General features: G+C 43.0%; 14 protein-coding genes. 7 read left to right on the forward strand and 7 right to left on the reverse strand.

Annotated elements, in window-relative coordinates; genetic code table 11:
- Window positions 1–70: 70 nt before the first annotated feature.
- Window positions 71–442, reverse strand: a complete 372-nt coding sequence (locus tag ACQKMF_RS14480) for a hypothetical protein (RefSeq protein WP_427573806.1) — start codon at window positions 440–442, stop codon at window positions 71–73.
- Between the two features lie 290 nt (window positions 443–732).
- Here ACQKMF_RS14480 and ACQKMF_RS14485 point away from each other — a divergent pair, with 290 nt between their 5' ends.
- The 5 genes from ACQKMF_RS14485 to trpB all read left to right on the forward strand — a co-directional run bounded on the left by ACQKMF_RS14485 (window position 733) and on the right by trpB (window position 10,652).
- Window positions 733–1,347, forward strand: a complete 615-nt coding sequence (locus ACQKMF_RS14485; protein ID WP_048680052.1) for a TVP38/TMEM64 family protein — start codon at window positions 733–735, stop codon at window positions 1,345–1,347.
- Between the two features lie 33 nt (window positions 1,348–1,380).
- Window positions 1,381–1,944, forward strand: a complete 564-nt coding sequence (gene lepB / locus ACQKMF_RS14490) for a signal peptidase I (protein WP_230177350.1) — start codon at window positions 1,381–1,383, stop codon at window positions 1,942–1,944.
- Between the two features lie 190 nt (window positions 1,945–2,134).
- The gene (addB, locus tag ACQKMF_RS14495) at window positions 2,135–5,632 is read left to right on the forward strand and encodes a helicase-exonuclease AddAB subunit AddB (RefSeq protein WP_402941275.1); all 3,498 of its coding nucleotides are present in this window, start codon (window positions 2,135–2,137) and stop codon (window positions 5,630–5,632) included.
- Window positions 5,625–9,359: a helicase-exonuclease AddAB subunit AddA gene (gene addA, locus ACQKMF_RS14500; RefSeq protein WP_427573809.1), complete on the forward strand. Its 3,735-nt coding sequence runs from the start codon at window positions 5,625–5,627 to the stop codon at window positions 9,357–9,359. Before addB ends, addA begins: the two co-directional genes overlap by 8 nt.
- A gap of 129 nt (window positions 9,360–9,488) precedes the next feature.
- Complete coding sequence (trpB, locus tag ACQKMF_RS14505) at window positions 9,489–10,652, forward strand: tryptophan synthase subunit beta (protein ID WP_427573811.1); 1,164 nt, start codon at window positions 9,489–9,491, stop codon at window positions 10,650–10,652.
- A 45-nt stretch (window positions 10,653–10,697) separates the two neighbouring features.
- On the opposite strand, the gene ACQKMF_RS14510 is transcribed toward trpB, so the two are convergent.
- The 6 genes from ACQKMF_RS14510 to ACQKMF_RS14535 all read right to left on the reverse strand — a co-directional run bounded on the left by ACQKMF_RS14510 (window position 10,698) and on the right by ACQKMF_RS14535 (window position 12,660).
- A complete protein-coding gene (locus tag ACQKMF_RS14510; RefSeq protein ID WP_095391926.1) occupies window positions 10,698–10,916 on the reverse strand; it encodes a spore germination protein in 219 nt (72 codons plus the stop codon).
- A gap of 21 nt (window positions 10,917–10,937) precedes the next feature.
- Complete coding sequence (locus ACQKMF_RS14515; protein WP_427573813.1) at window positions 10,938–11,345, reverse strand: spore germination protein GerPE; 408 nt, start codon at window positions 11,343–11,345, stop codon at window positions 10,938–10,940.
- A 5-nt stretch (window positions 11,346–11,350) separates the two neighbouring features.
- Complete coding sequence (locus ACQKMF_RS14520; protein WP_402941288.1) at window positions 11,351–11,530, reverse strand: spore gernimation protein GerPD; 180 nt, start codon at window positions 11,528–11,530, stop codon at window positions 11,351–11,353.
- Entirely contained in the window at window positions 11,520–12,131 is a 612-nt protein-coding gene (gene gerPC, locus ACQKMF_RS14525) for a spore germination protein GerPC (RefSeq protein ID WP_427573816.1), read from the reverse strand. Before gerPC ends, ACQKMF_RS14520 begins: the two co-directional genes overlap by 11 nt.
- Before the next feature lie 79 nt (window positions 12,132–12,210).
- Window positions 12,211–12,417 carry a spore germination protein GerPB gene (locus tag ACQKMF_RS14530; RefSeq protein WP_402941294.1) on the reverse strand — a complete coding sequence of 69 codons (207 nt, stop codon included), beginning with the start codon at window positions 12,415–12,417 and terminating at the stop codon, window positions 12,211–12,213.
- Between the two features lie 21 nt (window positions 12,418–12,438).
- Window positions 12,439–12,660 carry a spore germination protein gene (locus tag ACQKMF_RS14535; RefSeq protein WP_063577089.1) on the reverse strand — a complete coding sequence of 74 codons (222 nt, stop codon included), beginning with the start codon at window positions 12,658–12,660 and terminating at the stop codon, window positions 12,439–12,441.
- A 222-nt stretch (window positions 12,661–12,882) separates the two neighbouring features.
- Here ACQKMF_RS14535 and ACQKMF_RS14540 point away from each other — a divergent pair, with 222 nt between their 5' ends.
- Window positions 12,883–14,475 carry a long-chain-fatty-acid--CoA ligase gene (locus ACQKMF_RS14540; protein WP_427573818.1) on the forward strand — a complete coding sequence of 531 codons (1,593 nt, stop codon included), beginning with the start codon at window positions 12,883–12,885 and terminating at the stop codon, window positions 14,473–14,475.
- 315 nt (window positions 14,476–14,790) lie between these two features.
- Entirely contained in the window at window positions 14,791–16,065 is a 1,275-nt protein-coding gene (locus ACQKMF_RS14545) for an MFS transporter (RefSeq protein ID WP_101224438.1), read from the forward strand.
- Window positions 16,066–16,070 lie beyond the last annotated feature (5 nt).

Below are 16,070 nucleotides of genomic sequence, written 5' to 3' on the forward strand. Positions count from 1 at the left end.
TAACCTTCTCATATAAGATACTGGATGATCTAAGGCCCCAAACATCCACATACATGGATGCCTGCACCCGCTAATTCCTTGAACGGTGGTTTTTTTCGAAAAAGTAATAACATAACAAGTCTTCAGTTTTGTTGCGAAGGCGGGGATTGAAATAATTATGATGTTCCTCGTATCCTTTATATATAAAACAATACATCGTGAAGGATTCATCGCGTTTGATTTCACTAACCTTAATATTCTCCTTGCGCAAATAGCGCCGCACCTCGGCAAGTTCGTCTTGAACCACTTTTAAAATATGTTCGACTAGCTCCGAATAGGGCCTTTTTAATTTAAACGGACTAATTTCGATGACCTTGAGATCCCGGTTTAAGACTGTAATAACCATAGGGAGGTAGATGGCTTTTTCAATCATATTTCGGTCATCTTCTGGAATGCGGGTCATCATGACCGCCCCTTTCTAAAATAGCGCGTTTTTAATAATAGTATGTATATTCTGCAAAACAAGAACATCCGTTCTGTTTTTTTATCCTAATGTATTTTCAGTGTATATGCAAGCAGTTTTGATAAATCAAGAAATATTCGTTAACAAGATTATGTTTTCCGGAGATAGGGAAAGTATGAAGATATATGGATAATAATTCTTGCAATTTCAGGGGAAAGTGATATATCTAAAATAAACAGTTTTTAATAAGTTTATGCTGCAATGATGGCAGCATGTCGAGGGAGATAATTATGGATTTGGATACTATACGTGAGTGGTTTACACTTGATCATATATCGGCACTAATTCAGCAATATCGCTCATTCGGTCCAATTCCTGGGATCTTGCTGCCGATGCTGGAAGCATTTTTGCCTTTTTTGCCCTTAGTGGTGTTCGTGCTTGCTAATGCAACGGCTTTTGGTCTCTGGTGGGGATTTTTATTTTCTTGGATTGGTGCGGTAGCGGGGTCTTTTTTGATCTTTTGGATTATTAGAAGATATGGTCAAATGAGGTTTTTCCGATTTTTGCAAAAGCATAAACAGGTGCAGAGGTTGATGGTTTGGGTTGAGAGCCATGGATTCGGTCCTTTGTTCATATTACTCTGCTTCCCTTTTACACCTTCGGCTATCGTTAATATCGTGGCAGGACTTTCAAAAGTCAGTACCCTGCAATATGGACTTGCAGTAGTGGGTGGGAAAGCGGTGATGATTTTTACGATCAGCTTCGTAGGTTACGATTTAGTATCATTAATTCATAAGCCTGTGCGAACGATCATTATCGGAATCGTCATCTTTATCCTATGGTATGTGGGAAAAAGACTGGAAGTCAGGCTAAATAAAAGCATGAAGAGAGAAGAAGGACAATAAATTAATATATAAATGCAGTAGGGGTTGAACTAGATGGAAAAAACAAACAAGAATTCTTTATCCGATTGGATAAAACCAGCGATGATAGCTTTTGTTATTTACATCTTAATCCGTACATTTCTCTTTTCAAGCTATGATGTTGAAGGGAAGTCGATGCAGCCGACCCTTGAAGATGGAAATAAACTTGTCGTGAATAAAATCAATTACCGGATTCATGATATCAACCGTTTTGACATTATTGTTTTTCATGCTAATTCACAAGAAGATTATGTTAAGCGAGTCATAGGGATTGCAGGTGACCGAATTCGTTATAAAGATGATTGGCTTTACGTAAATGGTGAAAAAGTGGATGAGCCTTATCTTGAGAAATTCAAGGAAGGTTTCCCGGAACAGGATTTTACAGGTGATTTTACATTAAAAGAATTGACGGACATGACCAAAGTTCCGGAGGGTAAGCTTTTTGTCATGGGTGATAACCGTCTTGAAAGTGCTGACAGCCGTCATTTTGGTTATATACCGGTTGAAAATGTTGTCGGTAAAGTGGATGTTCGATATTGGCCGGTCAATGATTTCAATTTTAAATTTACAGGTGAATGATTGTGGAAGCCCCAAAATTATGTGGGCTTTTTCTTTTGGGGGAAAACGCGAACGTACGATTGGTGTTTTTTAAAGGGAAACGGTAAAATAATAGAAAGTAAATCTAATTGGAAACAGAAACCTAGTCATAAAGACGAAAGTATTTCTGGTATGATGGGTCTAGATATTATGTTGTAAGGGGGAAAAAGAGATGTCACTCCGTTTTTTACTGGGAAGATCGGGTGCAGGGAAAACTTCGAATATATTGGACGAAATCCGCTCCAAATTGGCAGAAGATCCCGAAGGAAATCCAATTATCTACCTCGTTCCTGATCAGATGACGTTTCTATCTGAATATAAATTAATTAAAACACCAGGCCTTGCCGGAATGATCCGGACACAGGTTTTCAGTTTTAGCAGGCTTGCATGGCGCGTCCTTCAGGAAACCGGGGGGATGAGCCGGCTGCATTTGGACAGTGTCGGCGTCAATATGTTGATACGGAAGATCATGGAAGATAAAAAGGAAGAGTTAAAGATGTTTCGTCGATCTGCTGATAAGCAGGGGTTCATTGCACAGATGGAGCTAATGCTGGCCGAGTTCAAGCAGTATTGCATCCAACCTGATGACATTCAAAACTATTTGCAAGAAACCTCACAGGCAGGCAGCGGCATTCAGGATAAACTGCATGATCTTGAATTGGTCTATCAGGCTTTTGAGGATGAAATGGTCAACAAATATTTAGATTCCGAAGACTATTTCACCTTGCTGATCGAGAAAATGCCAGAGTCTTCATATATAAGGAATGCGGATATATACATCGATGGTTTTTATAGCTTGACTCCACAGGAATTATTGATTGTGGAAGAAATGATGAAGCTGTGCAGGAGTGTAACGATCTCACTGACGTTAGATCAGCCCTACAGGCAATATGCCCCGGATGATTTGCAGTTGTTCAGGCAAACGGGTAATCTTTATCATCACCTTTATCAGTCTGGATTGAGGAATGGCATACCGATTTCAGAAGATCGAATCTTAAAAGGGACGGAAAGGTTTGGAAAGAGTCCAGGGCTGAATCACCTGGAAACTCATTTTGCCATTCGTCCTGCACAAACGTTTGAGCAGTCACCTGATGTAACGATCGCCCAGGCAGTTAACCGCAGAGCTGAGATTGAAGGAGTTGCCCGGGACATCTTGTCGCTGGTCAGACAGAAACAGCACCGTTTTCGTGATATTGCGATTTTAGTCCGTAATGGGGAAGCATACGCAGATATTTTACAAACCGTTTTTCGGGATTATCAAATACCCTTGTTCGTCGATTCCAAACGGACGATGCTGAATCATCCTCTGATTGAACTGATTCGTTCCACTTTGGAGATCATCAATGGCTATTGGCGTTATGAGCCGGTATTTCGTGCAATCAAGACGGAGCTTCTATTTCCGCTGCAAAAAAATCATGATAGGATGCGCGAACAGGTAGATAAGCTGGAGAACTATGTGCTGGCCCGCGGCATTAAAGGAAGCAGGTGGACGTCCAAAGAACGTTGGACCTACAGGCGCTTCCGCGGCCTGGAACTCGAGGACCGGAACCAAACGGATAAGGAAATGAAGCTTGAGCAAGAGTTGAATGAGATGAAGCAATTATTTACCGAGCCCATCTTGAAGCTCTCAAAACGTGTTAAAAAGGCTGCTAATGGCAGGGAATTGTGTGAAGCCCTTTATCTATATCTTGAAGAATTGCATGTGCCGGAAAAATTGGAAAAGCTAAAACTAGAGGCAGAAGAAGCAGGTGATTTGGTATCGGCAAGAGAGCATGAGCAAACTTGGAATGCGGTTGTCGACCTATTGGACCAATTCGTTGAACTGCTGAGCGGGGAAGAGCTCTCCATGAAACAGTTTGCAGTAATTATTGAAGCTGGTCTGGAATCTCTTGAATTTTCTTTGGTACCGCCGGCAATTGACCAAGTGTTGGTCGCTAATCTAGGTTTATCCCGCCTGGATGATGTGAAGACAGCTTTTGTTATCGGCCTGAACGAAGGGGTTTTGCCAGGAAAAGCTGTATCTGACGGAATTTTTTCAGATAGTGATCGTGATGTGCTGCTGGCTGGCGGACTTGATGTTGCCCCAAGTTCAAAAGTGCGCCTGCTGGATGAGGAGTTCACAGCGTACAAAGCATTCACTACGCCTGCTGAGGCACTTTATTTATCATATCCGCTTGCCGATGAGGAAGGAAAGGCTCTTTTACCCTCATCCTATTTAAAACGGGTAAGGGACGTATTGCCTAACGTTTCCGAAGTGTATTATATGAACGATCCGTCCGATCTGCCTGCTGAGGAACAGGTGAAATATGCTGCGAATCATGATGTGGCACTATCGTACCTGGCTGCCCAATTGCAGCTGAAAAAAAGAAACTATCCAATCCATTCACTATGGTGGGATGTGTATAATGCCATTATTGATGATGAAAGGGCCGGTCCTTCAGCAACTAAGGTTTTATCGAGCCTTTTTTATCAAAATAGGACAAAGAAATTATCTGAGGAAACTAGTAAGCAATTATACGGTGAGAGCATTCTTACGAGTGTATCCAGGATGGAAATGTTCAATAGCTGCCCGTTTTCCCATTATGCCGCTCATGGCTTGAAATTGAGGGAACGGCAAATTTTCCGTTTGGATGCACCGGATATAGGCGAGATGTTCCATGGAGCGTTGAAAATGATTTCCGATTACTTGAAGGAACATAATATACCTTGGTCTACATTGACTTCGGAACAATGCTTGGAGCTGGCCAGAATTGCCGTTGAGAGACTTGCTCCTAAACTCCAAAATCAAATCTTGTTAAGTACGAACCGCCATCACTATTTACGCAGGAAACTGGAACACGTGATTGGACGGGCCTCGATCGTATTAAGTGAACATGCAAAGGTGAGCGGTTTTGCTCCAATCGGATTAGAACTCGGATTCGGAAAAAATGGCGAGCTGCCGCCACTATCTTTCACATTGAAAAACGGTACGAAGATGGAATTGGTCGGGCGAATAGACCGCGTGGATAAAGCGGAAGAAGATGAGGGTGTCTATTTGCGTGTGCTCGATTATAAGTCGAGTGAAAAGGAACTGAACATGAGTGAAGTATATTATGGACTCGCGCTGCAGATGTTGACATACCTTGATATCGTCGTCACCCATTCCAAGTCGCTTATTGGAAAAGAAGCGATCCCTGCCGGGGTTTTATATTTTCATGTGCATAATCCCGTTGTCAAATCAAAGGGAATGCTCAGCTTGGATAAAATTGAAGAAGAAATCTATAAAAGTTTTAAAATGAATGGACTTGTACTGGATCATTCAAATGTCATTCAAATGATGGATACCTCACTTGATATTGAAAATCCTGGTAAGTCGGATATCATTCCAGCTGGATTTAAAAAGGACGGATCGCTCCTTGCGGCTTCCAAAGTTGCCAGCAGGGAAGAGTTTTCGCTCCTTAATCATCATGTGCGCCGTATTTATCAGGAGGCTGGTGATCGAATTGTCGATGGTGATGTGGATATAACACCATACAAATTAAAGGAAAAAACGCCGTGTACCTTCTGTTCCTTTAAATCTGTATGCCAATTCGACCAGTCACTGGAGGAGAACCAATTCAGGAATTTGGCACAGAAAAAACAAAATGACGTTCTTGAGCTATTAAGGGGGGAGGGGGAGAGCGATGAGTAAAACGAAAATTCCTGCTCTGCCAGGAGACGTGACTTGGACGGAAGATCAATGGAAGGCGATATGGGCTAAAGATCAGGACATTCTGGTTGCGGCCGCAGCAGGCTCAGGGAAAACAGCGGTGCTGGTCAACCGGATCATTCAAAAAGTCATTTCAGAAGAAGAACCAATCGATGTTGATGAACTGCTCGTCGTTACATTCACAAATGCCTCGGCTGCCGAAATGCGTCATCGGATAAGTGAGGCATTAGAAAAAGCGATCAATGATAATCCGCATTCACAGCATTTGCGTAAGCAGTTGAGCTTGATTAATCGTGCTTCGATTTCCACACTTCATTCTTTTTGTTTAGAGGTGATCAGGAAGTATTATTATCTGACGGATATCGACCCGGGCTTCCGGATTGCAGATTCTACGGAAATCCAGCTGCTTCGTGATGAAGTGATGGAAGAGCTTTTCGAGGAGCAGTATGGCCAAAGTGATAATGAAGAGTTCTTTAATTTGGTTGATGCTTTCACTAGCGATCGAAACGATGATGCACTTCAGAATATCGTTCGATCGCTGCATGATTTTTCGCAATCGAATCCAGACCCGGACCGATGGCTTGATGGTGCCGCCAGTATGTATAAGCTGGCAGATGATGATGGGATTGATGATCTTTCGTTTATCGATTCATTGAAGTTCGATATTGGTTTACAATTGGACACCTCCAGAGATTTATTGGAACGCTCGCTTGCGTTGACAAAAATCCCTGGGGGACCGGCACCAAGGGCTGAAAACTATTTAGCCGATCTTGCCGTGGTTGCTAAACTTTCGGAAGTGAAGGACCAATCCTGGAATGCTCTTTATGAAGAAATCCAAAATGTGAAGTTTGGGACGGCGAAACGCCTTTCTGGTGCGGAGTTTATCAAAGAAATTACGGATGAGGCTACCAAGTATCGGGATAAGGCGAAGAAAATCATCAAATCGTTACAGGAAGAGTTATTTTCCCGTAAACCGGAAAGCTACTTGAGGGATATAAGGGAGCTCAAGGGATATGTCGATACACTTGTAATGCTTGTTAAACGGTTTGATGAAAGGTTCTTTGCTGCAAAAGCAGAAAAGAACTTGGTGGATTTCGCCGATTTGGAACATTATTGTCTACAAATTTTGACAGGGGAAACGGTGGATGGTGAACGAAAGCCCTCAGCGGCAGCCATTGAATACAGGAACCAGTTCAAAGAGGTACTAGTGGATGAATATCAGGATACTAACCTGGTTCAGGAATCCATTTTAAAACTTGTGACGGCCGACGGCGAATATGATGGGAATCTTTTCATGGTAGGCGATGTCAAGCAGTCCATTTACCGGTTCAGGCTTGCGGAACCGAATCTCTTCCTTGGAAAATACACACGTTTTACCCATGATGGTGTTGATTCCGGACTGAAAATTGATTTAAACCGCAATTTCCGGAGCCGAAAGGAAGTTCTCGATGGGACCAATTTCTTGTTTCAACAGTTGATGGGCATTACTGTCGGTGAGATTGATTATGATGAAGATGCCCAATTGAAAAAAGGCGCCCCATATCCCGAAGACGATCCAAACCCGATCGAACTCCATTTAATTGACGGAACAGCCGATCCGGAAGCTCATTCTGAAATGGAAGGATCGGAAGGCGGGTTTGAGGCCGAGGAGCTTGAAAAAGCGCAGCTCGAAGCAAGGCAGATGGCAAAGCTCATTAAAAAGGCTATAAGCGAAAAGCATCGGATATATGATACGAAAACCCAAAAGTACCGATCTGCCACTTATCGGGACATGGTCATTCTTCTTCGTTCGATGCCATGGGCACCGCAAATCATGGAGGAATTTAAAAAACAAGGAATTCCAGTCTATGCCAATTTATCGACAGGGTATTTTGAAGCGACCGAAGTGGCCATCATGATTTCCCTATTGAAGGTGATTGATAATCCGCAACAGGATATCCCATTGGCATCCGTTCTCCGTTCACCCATCGTCGGATTGGATGAAGAAGAGATGTCACAGGTGCGTTTATTCCATACAGGAAGCTACTATGAAGCGCTAGCTGATTTTTACAGAAAGAGTGACCCGGAAGAACATCCGGGGCTTTATGAAAAGGCCACTGCTTTTTATAAAAAACTAGTGACGTGGAGAAAGCTTGCCAGGCAGGAGGCATTATCAGACTTGATCTGGCTGCTATACCGCGAAACGCAGTTTTATGATTTTGCAGGTGGGATGCCGGGCGGAAAACAGCGTCAGGCCAATTTAAGAGCGCTGTATGACAGGGCAAGGCAATATGAAGCAAGTTCTTTCCGCGGTCTGTTCCGTTTCTTGCGTTTCATAGAAAGGATGCAAGAACGTGGAGATGATCTAGGGGCAGCTCGTGCTTTAGGGGAACAGGAAGATGTAGTCAGGCTGATGACGATTCACTCGTCAAAGGGGCTTGAGTTCCCGATCGTGTTCATTGCCGGTCTTTCCAAGCAATTCAATATGATGGATTTACGCAAGCCCTATTTACTTGATAAGGATTATGGCTTTGCGGCAAAGTATGTGAATTCCGAATTACGGATAACTTATCCATCCCTCCCTCAATTGGCTTTTAAGAAAAAAAAGCAGCTTGAATTAATTGCCGAGGAGATGCGTGTCCTCTACGTGGCTCTAACGAGGGCTAAGGAAAAGCTTTATTTGATTGCCAGTATCAATGATGCAGAAAAGATGCAGCAAAACTGGGAAAGTAATGCGGCACATGGAGATTGGCTATTGAAGGACTATGTACGGGCAGGTGCAAAAAGTTATCTTGATTGGATTGGTCCATCCCTTGTCCGGCATCGGGATTCTCTTGGGGCTGCAGGTCTTGGCTTGGAAATGGAGTCGCACCCATCGAATTGGTCCATTTCCGTCATTCCAAGTGAAGAGCTTGCTGTTCTGGATGAGGAAGAGGCACTGGTTCAAGAGCGAATGCTTGAACATGTCCAGAAATCGGAGAAGGTTGATATCGTTTCTGAGTTTTATGATGATATCAAGGGACAGCTCGAGTGGGAGTACCCCGAGCATGAGGCAACGGTGTATCGTTCCAAGCAATCCGTTTCTGAATTAAAACGTCAATATGAACTCAAGGACGAGCAAAGCTCCACAGAGCTGTTGCGTAAATTTAAGCGGCCTATCACGAAGCGGCCGACTTTCATGCAAGAAAAGTCACTGACTCCTGCTGAAAGGGGTACGATTACACATTTAGTCATGCAGCATATTGATTTATCAAAAGAGGTTACCATTCAGTCGATTCAGGAACTGATGGTTGACTTGATTCAACGTGAACTGTTGACGGAGGAACAGAAAGAAGCTGTGGACCCTGAGACGATCGTCGATTTCTTTGACAGTGAAATCGGGCAAAGAATGCTAGAGGCCGTGAACCTTCGCCGTGAAGTGCCATTTACGATGTCGCTGCCTGCAAAGGAAGCTTACAGCGATTGGGCAGCTGGAGATGAAGAGATCCTAATCCAAGGTGTAATTGATTGTATCTTTGAGGATGAACAAGGTCTTGTGCTTCTCGATTATAAAACGGATACAATCACCGGCCGTTTTGCCAGCGGGTATGAAGGGGCTAAAGAGATTCTTGCCGATCGATACCGGATGCAGCTTCAGCTTTATACGCGGGCTGTTGAAGGGATAATGAATAAGAAGGTAACCGGCCGTTACTTGTTTTTCTTTGACGGCTCGCATTTATTGGAAGTATAAGAGAGAAGGAGTGTCCCATTGATGTGGGACGCTTCTTTTTGGATAAATAAACAGAATAGTTTGAAAAGGTATAAATGCTTACTATATACTAGTGGAGAAAAATACCTTTTTAAAGGAGTAGAGAAGAGTATGACGAGTGAGATTAAGAACAAGGGATACTTTGGTGAGTTCGGCGGAAGCTTTGTACCGGGTGAACTTCAGGAAGTAATGGATATTTTAGAAACGGAATTCCTGAAATATAAGGATGACCCCGAATTCATTGAGGAGTTTAAATATTATCTGAAAGAATATGTAGGACGCGAAAACCCGTTAACACTTGCAAAGAATTTAACGAAAAAGGTTGGCGGGGCAAAAATATACTTGAAGCGTGAAGATCTGAACCATACAGGTGCTCACAAAATTAATAACGCGATCGGCCAAATCCTGCTCGCTAAACGGATGGGTTCTAAACGAATCATCGCAGAAACTGGCGCTGGGCAGCATGGTGTGGCGACTGCGACTGCATGTGCGATGTTTGGCATGGAGTGTGTGATTTATATGGGTAAGCTGGATACGGAGAGGCAGGCATTGAATGTCTTTCGGATGGAATTGCTGGGGGCAAAAGTCGTAGCGGTCGAAAAGGGACAGGGTCGCTTGAAGGATGCCGTTGATGAGGCATTGAATGATTTGGTGCAAAACTATGAAAATACTTTTTACTTGCTTGGTTCAGCAGTGGGACCACACCCATATCCAACGATCGTTAAACATTTCCAATCAATCATAAGTGAAGAATCAAAGCGCCAAATTCTTGAAAAGGAAGGGAAACTGCCAACTGCCATCATTGCTTGTGCAGGAGGGGGAAGCAATGCGATCGGTGCTTTTGCTCATTATATTGATGAAGACAATGTCCGTTTAATTGGTGTAGAGCCAATTGAAGCCCCAAGTATTTCGCAAGGTGTCCCGGCAGTATTGCACGGATTCAAAAGTTTGACGTTAGTGGACGAACAAGGGGAACCAAAACCGACATTCTCCATAGCTGCCGGTTTGGATTACCCGAGCGTGGGACCCGAGCATAGTTTTTTGAAAGAAAGCGGACGAGCGGAGTATGTGACGGTAAAAGGGGAAGAAGCGCTTGAGGCTTTTCAGGTATTATCCAAAACAGAGGGAATCATTCCTGCTCTCGAAAGCTCACATGCCCTAGCTCACGCCATGAAGCTCGCAAAAGAGTTAACAAAAGATGATATACTGATCGTTAATTTATCAGGCAGGGGAGACAAAGATGTCGAACAAGTATTCAACATGTTAGAAAAATAAGCCGAATATAAAAGCCTCCCTGGAAATGGGAGGCTTTTTCTGTGACTAATTATTCCCTGTAATGGGCTGGTCGACCCCATTGACATCAAGGACATTGCTGCCGTTCAGGCCATTGGCCGTAAAAACGATTGCAGCCGTGTTCCCTGAGCCGGATCCGCTAACCGATTTGGAGGAAGACTTAGGGGAAATGACGGCGCAATCACCGAATAACAGGTTTCCTTGAGCGACATTAAATACTTGAACTGGGCCGATAATGGCGGGCATATGAACCCCTCCTTTAAAAGTTTAAGTGTTGTTGGTCGAATCCTCGATTGGCGTCTCTTCGGGTTTTTTAGGAACCTCCCGAATATGTTTCACTCTTGATTCCATACGTGCATGGCCTACGTTCCCCACACCAACCACAGATGAGGAAGATATCCCGATTATATTGATATTGCCGACCCGTATGAAGGGATTCGGATTTGAAAAACTTGATATCACGGGTTCATTCAATCTCGGGATATAAAGTGGTTTCTTAAAAATGTCATAGTCTTCGAAATGAATATCGACTGAATGGAAAGTTTCACTTTTCTTCTGAACGGCTATAGCCAGGGCATTTCCATCTATATATGAAGTATCCCCGATTTGCAGGGTGGAGCTGAATGATACCGTGTCGGATAATAAAGATTTTACTTTTGATATTCTAGAAAACATGTTATTTATCCTTCTGGAGAAAGCGGCACGAATGACCCGATGATAAGGGATTCCGGCGGGGTATCGAATGCTGAAGAAAGTTGGACCGTTTGTACATCCCCAATTAGAAATAAGGCAGAGCTTGCTACACCGGTAATTTTAATATCTCCTACACAAAGCTGGTGATTGGTTACATTAAACTCCATTTGGATTTCCTCCTGTCTCGGCTTGTGAATGGGTAATGAATTGTAATAATGCAGTTTGAATATCGGATTTCACCTTCTCCCTGATCTTTTCCTTGACATTATCCCGTTGCTGCGGTGCACGTTCGGCGTAAGAAAGATTATCGAAATACATATTGATCCGTTGATGAAGCTGGCGCTCGACGTCTTGCTTAATGAAGTCATGATAAGAGGGTTCCAATGATATTTTCAGCTGGGTTTCCGCATCGTTGATCATATTTTCCAAGTCTGAAAGTATATCGTTATGAATTTCCTGGACGACGATTTCCCTGCCTGGAAATAGGTTAGGTGCTGGTTGGACGGGTTGGTTGTTGACGGCAAATTCATCAATGTTGTTAAGGTCAGTTGGATTTAAACCGATATTCAATGTTCCATCTAAAGATTCGACCTTTAGCTGATCGAATTTATATTCAATTTTATCCACATGGATTGGCGGTTTATTTTTCAGCTCGGCAATTTCATCTGTCAGGCGTTTGAGTTCGTGTTCAAGTTTCATGATCCGTTTATCCTGGGCTTCAAGGAAACGCTGCATTTGTATGGAATATGAATAGAGATCCTGATTCACGATTCAACACCCCACCTTCACAATAAGTAAATTTCATATATGACAGTATATGAAAAAGTTGGATGTAGGTGAATGCCTATCAACCAGGGGTAAATGGGACGAAACTGGCTGATGGGGTAACATCAGCTTCAATTTGTGGAGCAGGCTCAGTGAATCCACCGGTATTGGCCAATGTGGAATATGGTTTGATCACCCCGGCACTTCCTATTTGAAAAACGGATGAATTGGCGATGCTTTCAATTTTTATCATATTGATTTGTATGGTCTGGTGAATATTGAAGATCATGCTGACTCCTTTCTTAAAACATTAGAGATTTAAGACCAGTGGCTGATCAACACCATCTGTATCATTTGTATTCGTGGTGCTATAGGCATTATAGAGGGATATGGATTCACCCGTATTAAACGAGCCAGCACCTGCAAACGTTTTTGAGGTGGAATAGGGACTAATTTTAAAGACGTCACCAATATGGACAATTCCACTGCTACCGACGTTGATGACTTGAACGACTCCTACGATGGCCGGCAAGAAAATCACCCTTTTTTTATTCTGGTTTTTCCCTGAATCTCAGGCATGAGCCTAGCGCTGAAGGGAGTTTCAATGTATTGTATGTTGACTGAAGATTGATGTGATTCATCTGCCTATCAATATATTGTTATATAACACTGGTGGATATTATTGAAATGTTATAAACAGATATGGTAATATTATGCTAATTCAGAATTTTCAAATAAAAACAGAGGTGAGGAAATGAATGTACCATTAGTATTATCGCAGTTCTTAGATCGAGCAGCCTTACTATATGGCGATAAGAGAGCCATCATTGGAGATGACAGGGTATTAACCTACGCAGAATTGAACGGCCGTGTAAACCAGCTTTCAAATGGTTTAAGGAATCTTGGAGTCAAAAAGGGTGAAAAGGTGGCATATTTGGCACCTAACTCAATTGAAATGCTTGAAGGCTTTTATGGGGTGTTTCAGCTTGGGGCCGTAATCGTTCCCTTGAATATCCGCTTGAAACCTGCAGATTATGTATTCATTTTGAACCACAGCGAGTCAAAGGTCCTTTTCGTAGATCAGGAATTGTATCATCTTATTTCCCCTGTTAAGGATGAACTTGAATCGGTGGAGCACATAATCGTTCATTATAAAGGTGAAGAAATAAATGAAACCGATTACAACCGTTGGCTGGAACGTTATGATGACAAGTGCTTTAACCGGGAAACCGTGGATGAAAATGATGTTTCGAGTCTCCTTTATACTAGCGGGACCACTGGGAATCCTAAAGGGGTGATGCTGACTCACCGCAACAACTATTTACATGCCCTGGGTGCGATGCATCATTTCAGGGTCAATGACCGCGATACATATTTGCATGTACTGCCGATGTTCCACGTGAATGGGTGGGGTGCCCCATTTTATTATACGGCAAATGGTGCCACTCAAGTTTGTTTGAGGAAAACCAGCCCCGAAACGATATTTGATGCATTACAAAAGCATAAGGTTTCCATCATGCATATGGCACCAACGGTTCTGAATTCATTGTTTCAGTATTATGAACGGAATGTTCCGAATCTCGAGCAGGATATTCGAATTGTTGTTGCGGGTTCCGCTCCGCCTCCTGCATTCGTTACAAGGGTGGAAAAAGAGTTGGGCTGGGAATTCATTCAAATTTACGGAATGACTGAATCGACACCGGTTAGTCTGATATCGCTGATTCGTTCTGAATTCGATGATCTTTCGGAAAAAGAAAAATACAGAATGAAGGCGAAAGCCGGATATCCCATCATAGGCAGTGAGGTACGGGTCATCCATGATAATGGTGAGGAAGTGGCCCATGATGGCGTGGATATCGGGGAGCTCATCGTCCGCAGTCATGGAGTGATGTTAGGTTATTGGAAAAATGAAGAAGCGACCAGCCAGACATTGAGAAATGGATGGCTGCATACAGGGGATATGGCCACGATTGATGAAAAGGGCAATGTGGATATCGTTGACCGCAAAAAGGATATCATCATTAGTGGCGGAGAAAATATCTCTTCCATAGAAGTGGAAGGAGTGCTCTACGAACATCCGGACATTCTTGAAGCGGCAGTCATTGCCGTTCCCCATGAAAAGTGGGGGGAGACGCCGCATGCCTTCATTGTGCCAAAAAGGGGCGTGGAATTAACGGAGGATGATGTAAGGACCTTCACACGGGAAAAACTAGCTCATTTCAAATCAGTTACCAGTGTGTCGTTCGTCGATGAGCTTCCGAAAACGGCATCGGGGAAAATACAAAAAATCCATCTCCGTAATGATTACTGGGAATCTAAGGGAAAAACAGGCAGGTTCGTCAATTGAAGCTCGCTAACGCTGTTCAGAAATGATCAGCGTTTTTTTCCGTTCACCCGTTCGAGGGGTTTCATATTAAGCTAGGAAGATATCGGACTTGATAAATGAAGATTGCGGGGGCGATATGTTTCCATTCGTAAATAAGCCGCAGTAACTCATGCCATTGTTGGATAAGGATGGTCATTCAAGAGCATTGGAATTTGTTTCGATAAAAAGCTTCCTGTTTAACGAGAAAGTGTTACTATTATAAAATATTTCAAATTATAATAATTTTCATTTTTTTATCATGTTTATTTTAAGAGAATTGGATTGTGGGGGAGAGCATTGAAACGTATTCATTATAGCTGGGTTATTTTAATCATAACATTCTTCTCGATTATTGTAGCCGGAATCGTTAGGTCATCATCGGGAGTATTCATCGTTCCATTTGAAAATGAGTTCGGGTGGGATCGGTCCGTCATTTCTTTAGCCTTCGCCATAAGTTTGTTTCTTTATGGATTATCGGGTCCATTCATGGCCGCTTTAATTGAAGTGCTTGGATTGAAGAAAATGATGGTATTGGCCATGTCCACTTTATTGGCAGGGATTTTACTCACTTTTTTCATGGAGCATGAATGGCAGCTCATTCTTATCTGGGGAATTATCATTGGATTGGGTTCTGGAGTGTTTTTAACGGTATTGAGCCCATATGTGGCAAATCGTTGGTTCGAAAAGAGGCGGGGACTGGCGGTCGGGATACTCACGGCAAGTACGGCCACAGGTCAGCTCATTTTACTTCCGGTTTTAGCCATCATCATTGAGAATTACTCGTGGAGATGGGCGATTGGATTAATTTTGGTCCTTAGCTTGATCATGCTGGCAATCATCCTTTTGTTCATGAAAAACAATCCGAAGGAAGTGGGCACTCTTCCATATGGATTAGAAGAGGAAAATCAGGAGGCTGTTACAGTCCAAAAGAAGAACCCCATCGCCATGGCCTTTCAGTCGTTGATTGAAGCAGTGAGAGTGAAGGAGTTCTGGTTATTGGCAGGAAGCTTTTTTATATGCGGACTTTCGACAAGCGGGTTGATCGGCACACATTTCATTTCTTACTGCATTAGTTTTGGTTTACCGGTTGTGACGGCAGCATCAATGCTGTCTTTCATGGGAATCTTTGATTTGATTGGTACGACTGTATCCGGGTGGTTATCAGATCGTTTTGATAACCGTTGGCTATTGTTTTGGTATTACGCTCTAAGGGGTGCTTCCCTCGTATTACTTCCTTTTGCGCTAAATGAAGGCTCAATTGGCCTATTGATCATCTTTTCCGTTTTTTATGGCTTGGATTGGATTGCCACCGTTCCTCCGACCATAAGCATTTCAAGGCAAGTCTTTGGCATGGAGAAAAGCGGGATCGTATACGGGTGGATATTCGCGGCCCATCAGGTCGGTGCAGCAGTGGCGGCGTACGGTGGAGGGCTTATCTTCAAAATATTCAACTCCTATACATGGGCATTCTTCCTTGCAGGAATCTTTTGCTTATTGGGCAGCTTGTTTGTCATACTGATAAAAAAGCAAAAAGCGGTCACGAAAGTTAAAGATGGTGCAATGGAGTTATAGAAAAA

The organism is Peribacillus sp. NPDC101480 (genome assembly GCF_050277335.1).
Taxonomy (GTDB): domain Bacteria; phylum Bacillota; class Bacilli; order Bacillales; family DSM-1321; genus Peribacillus.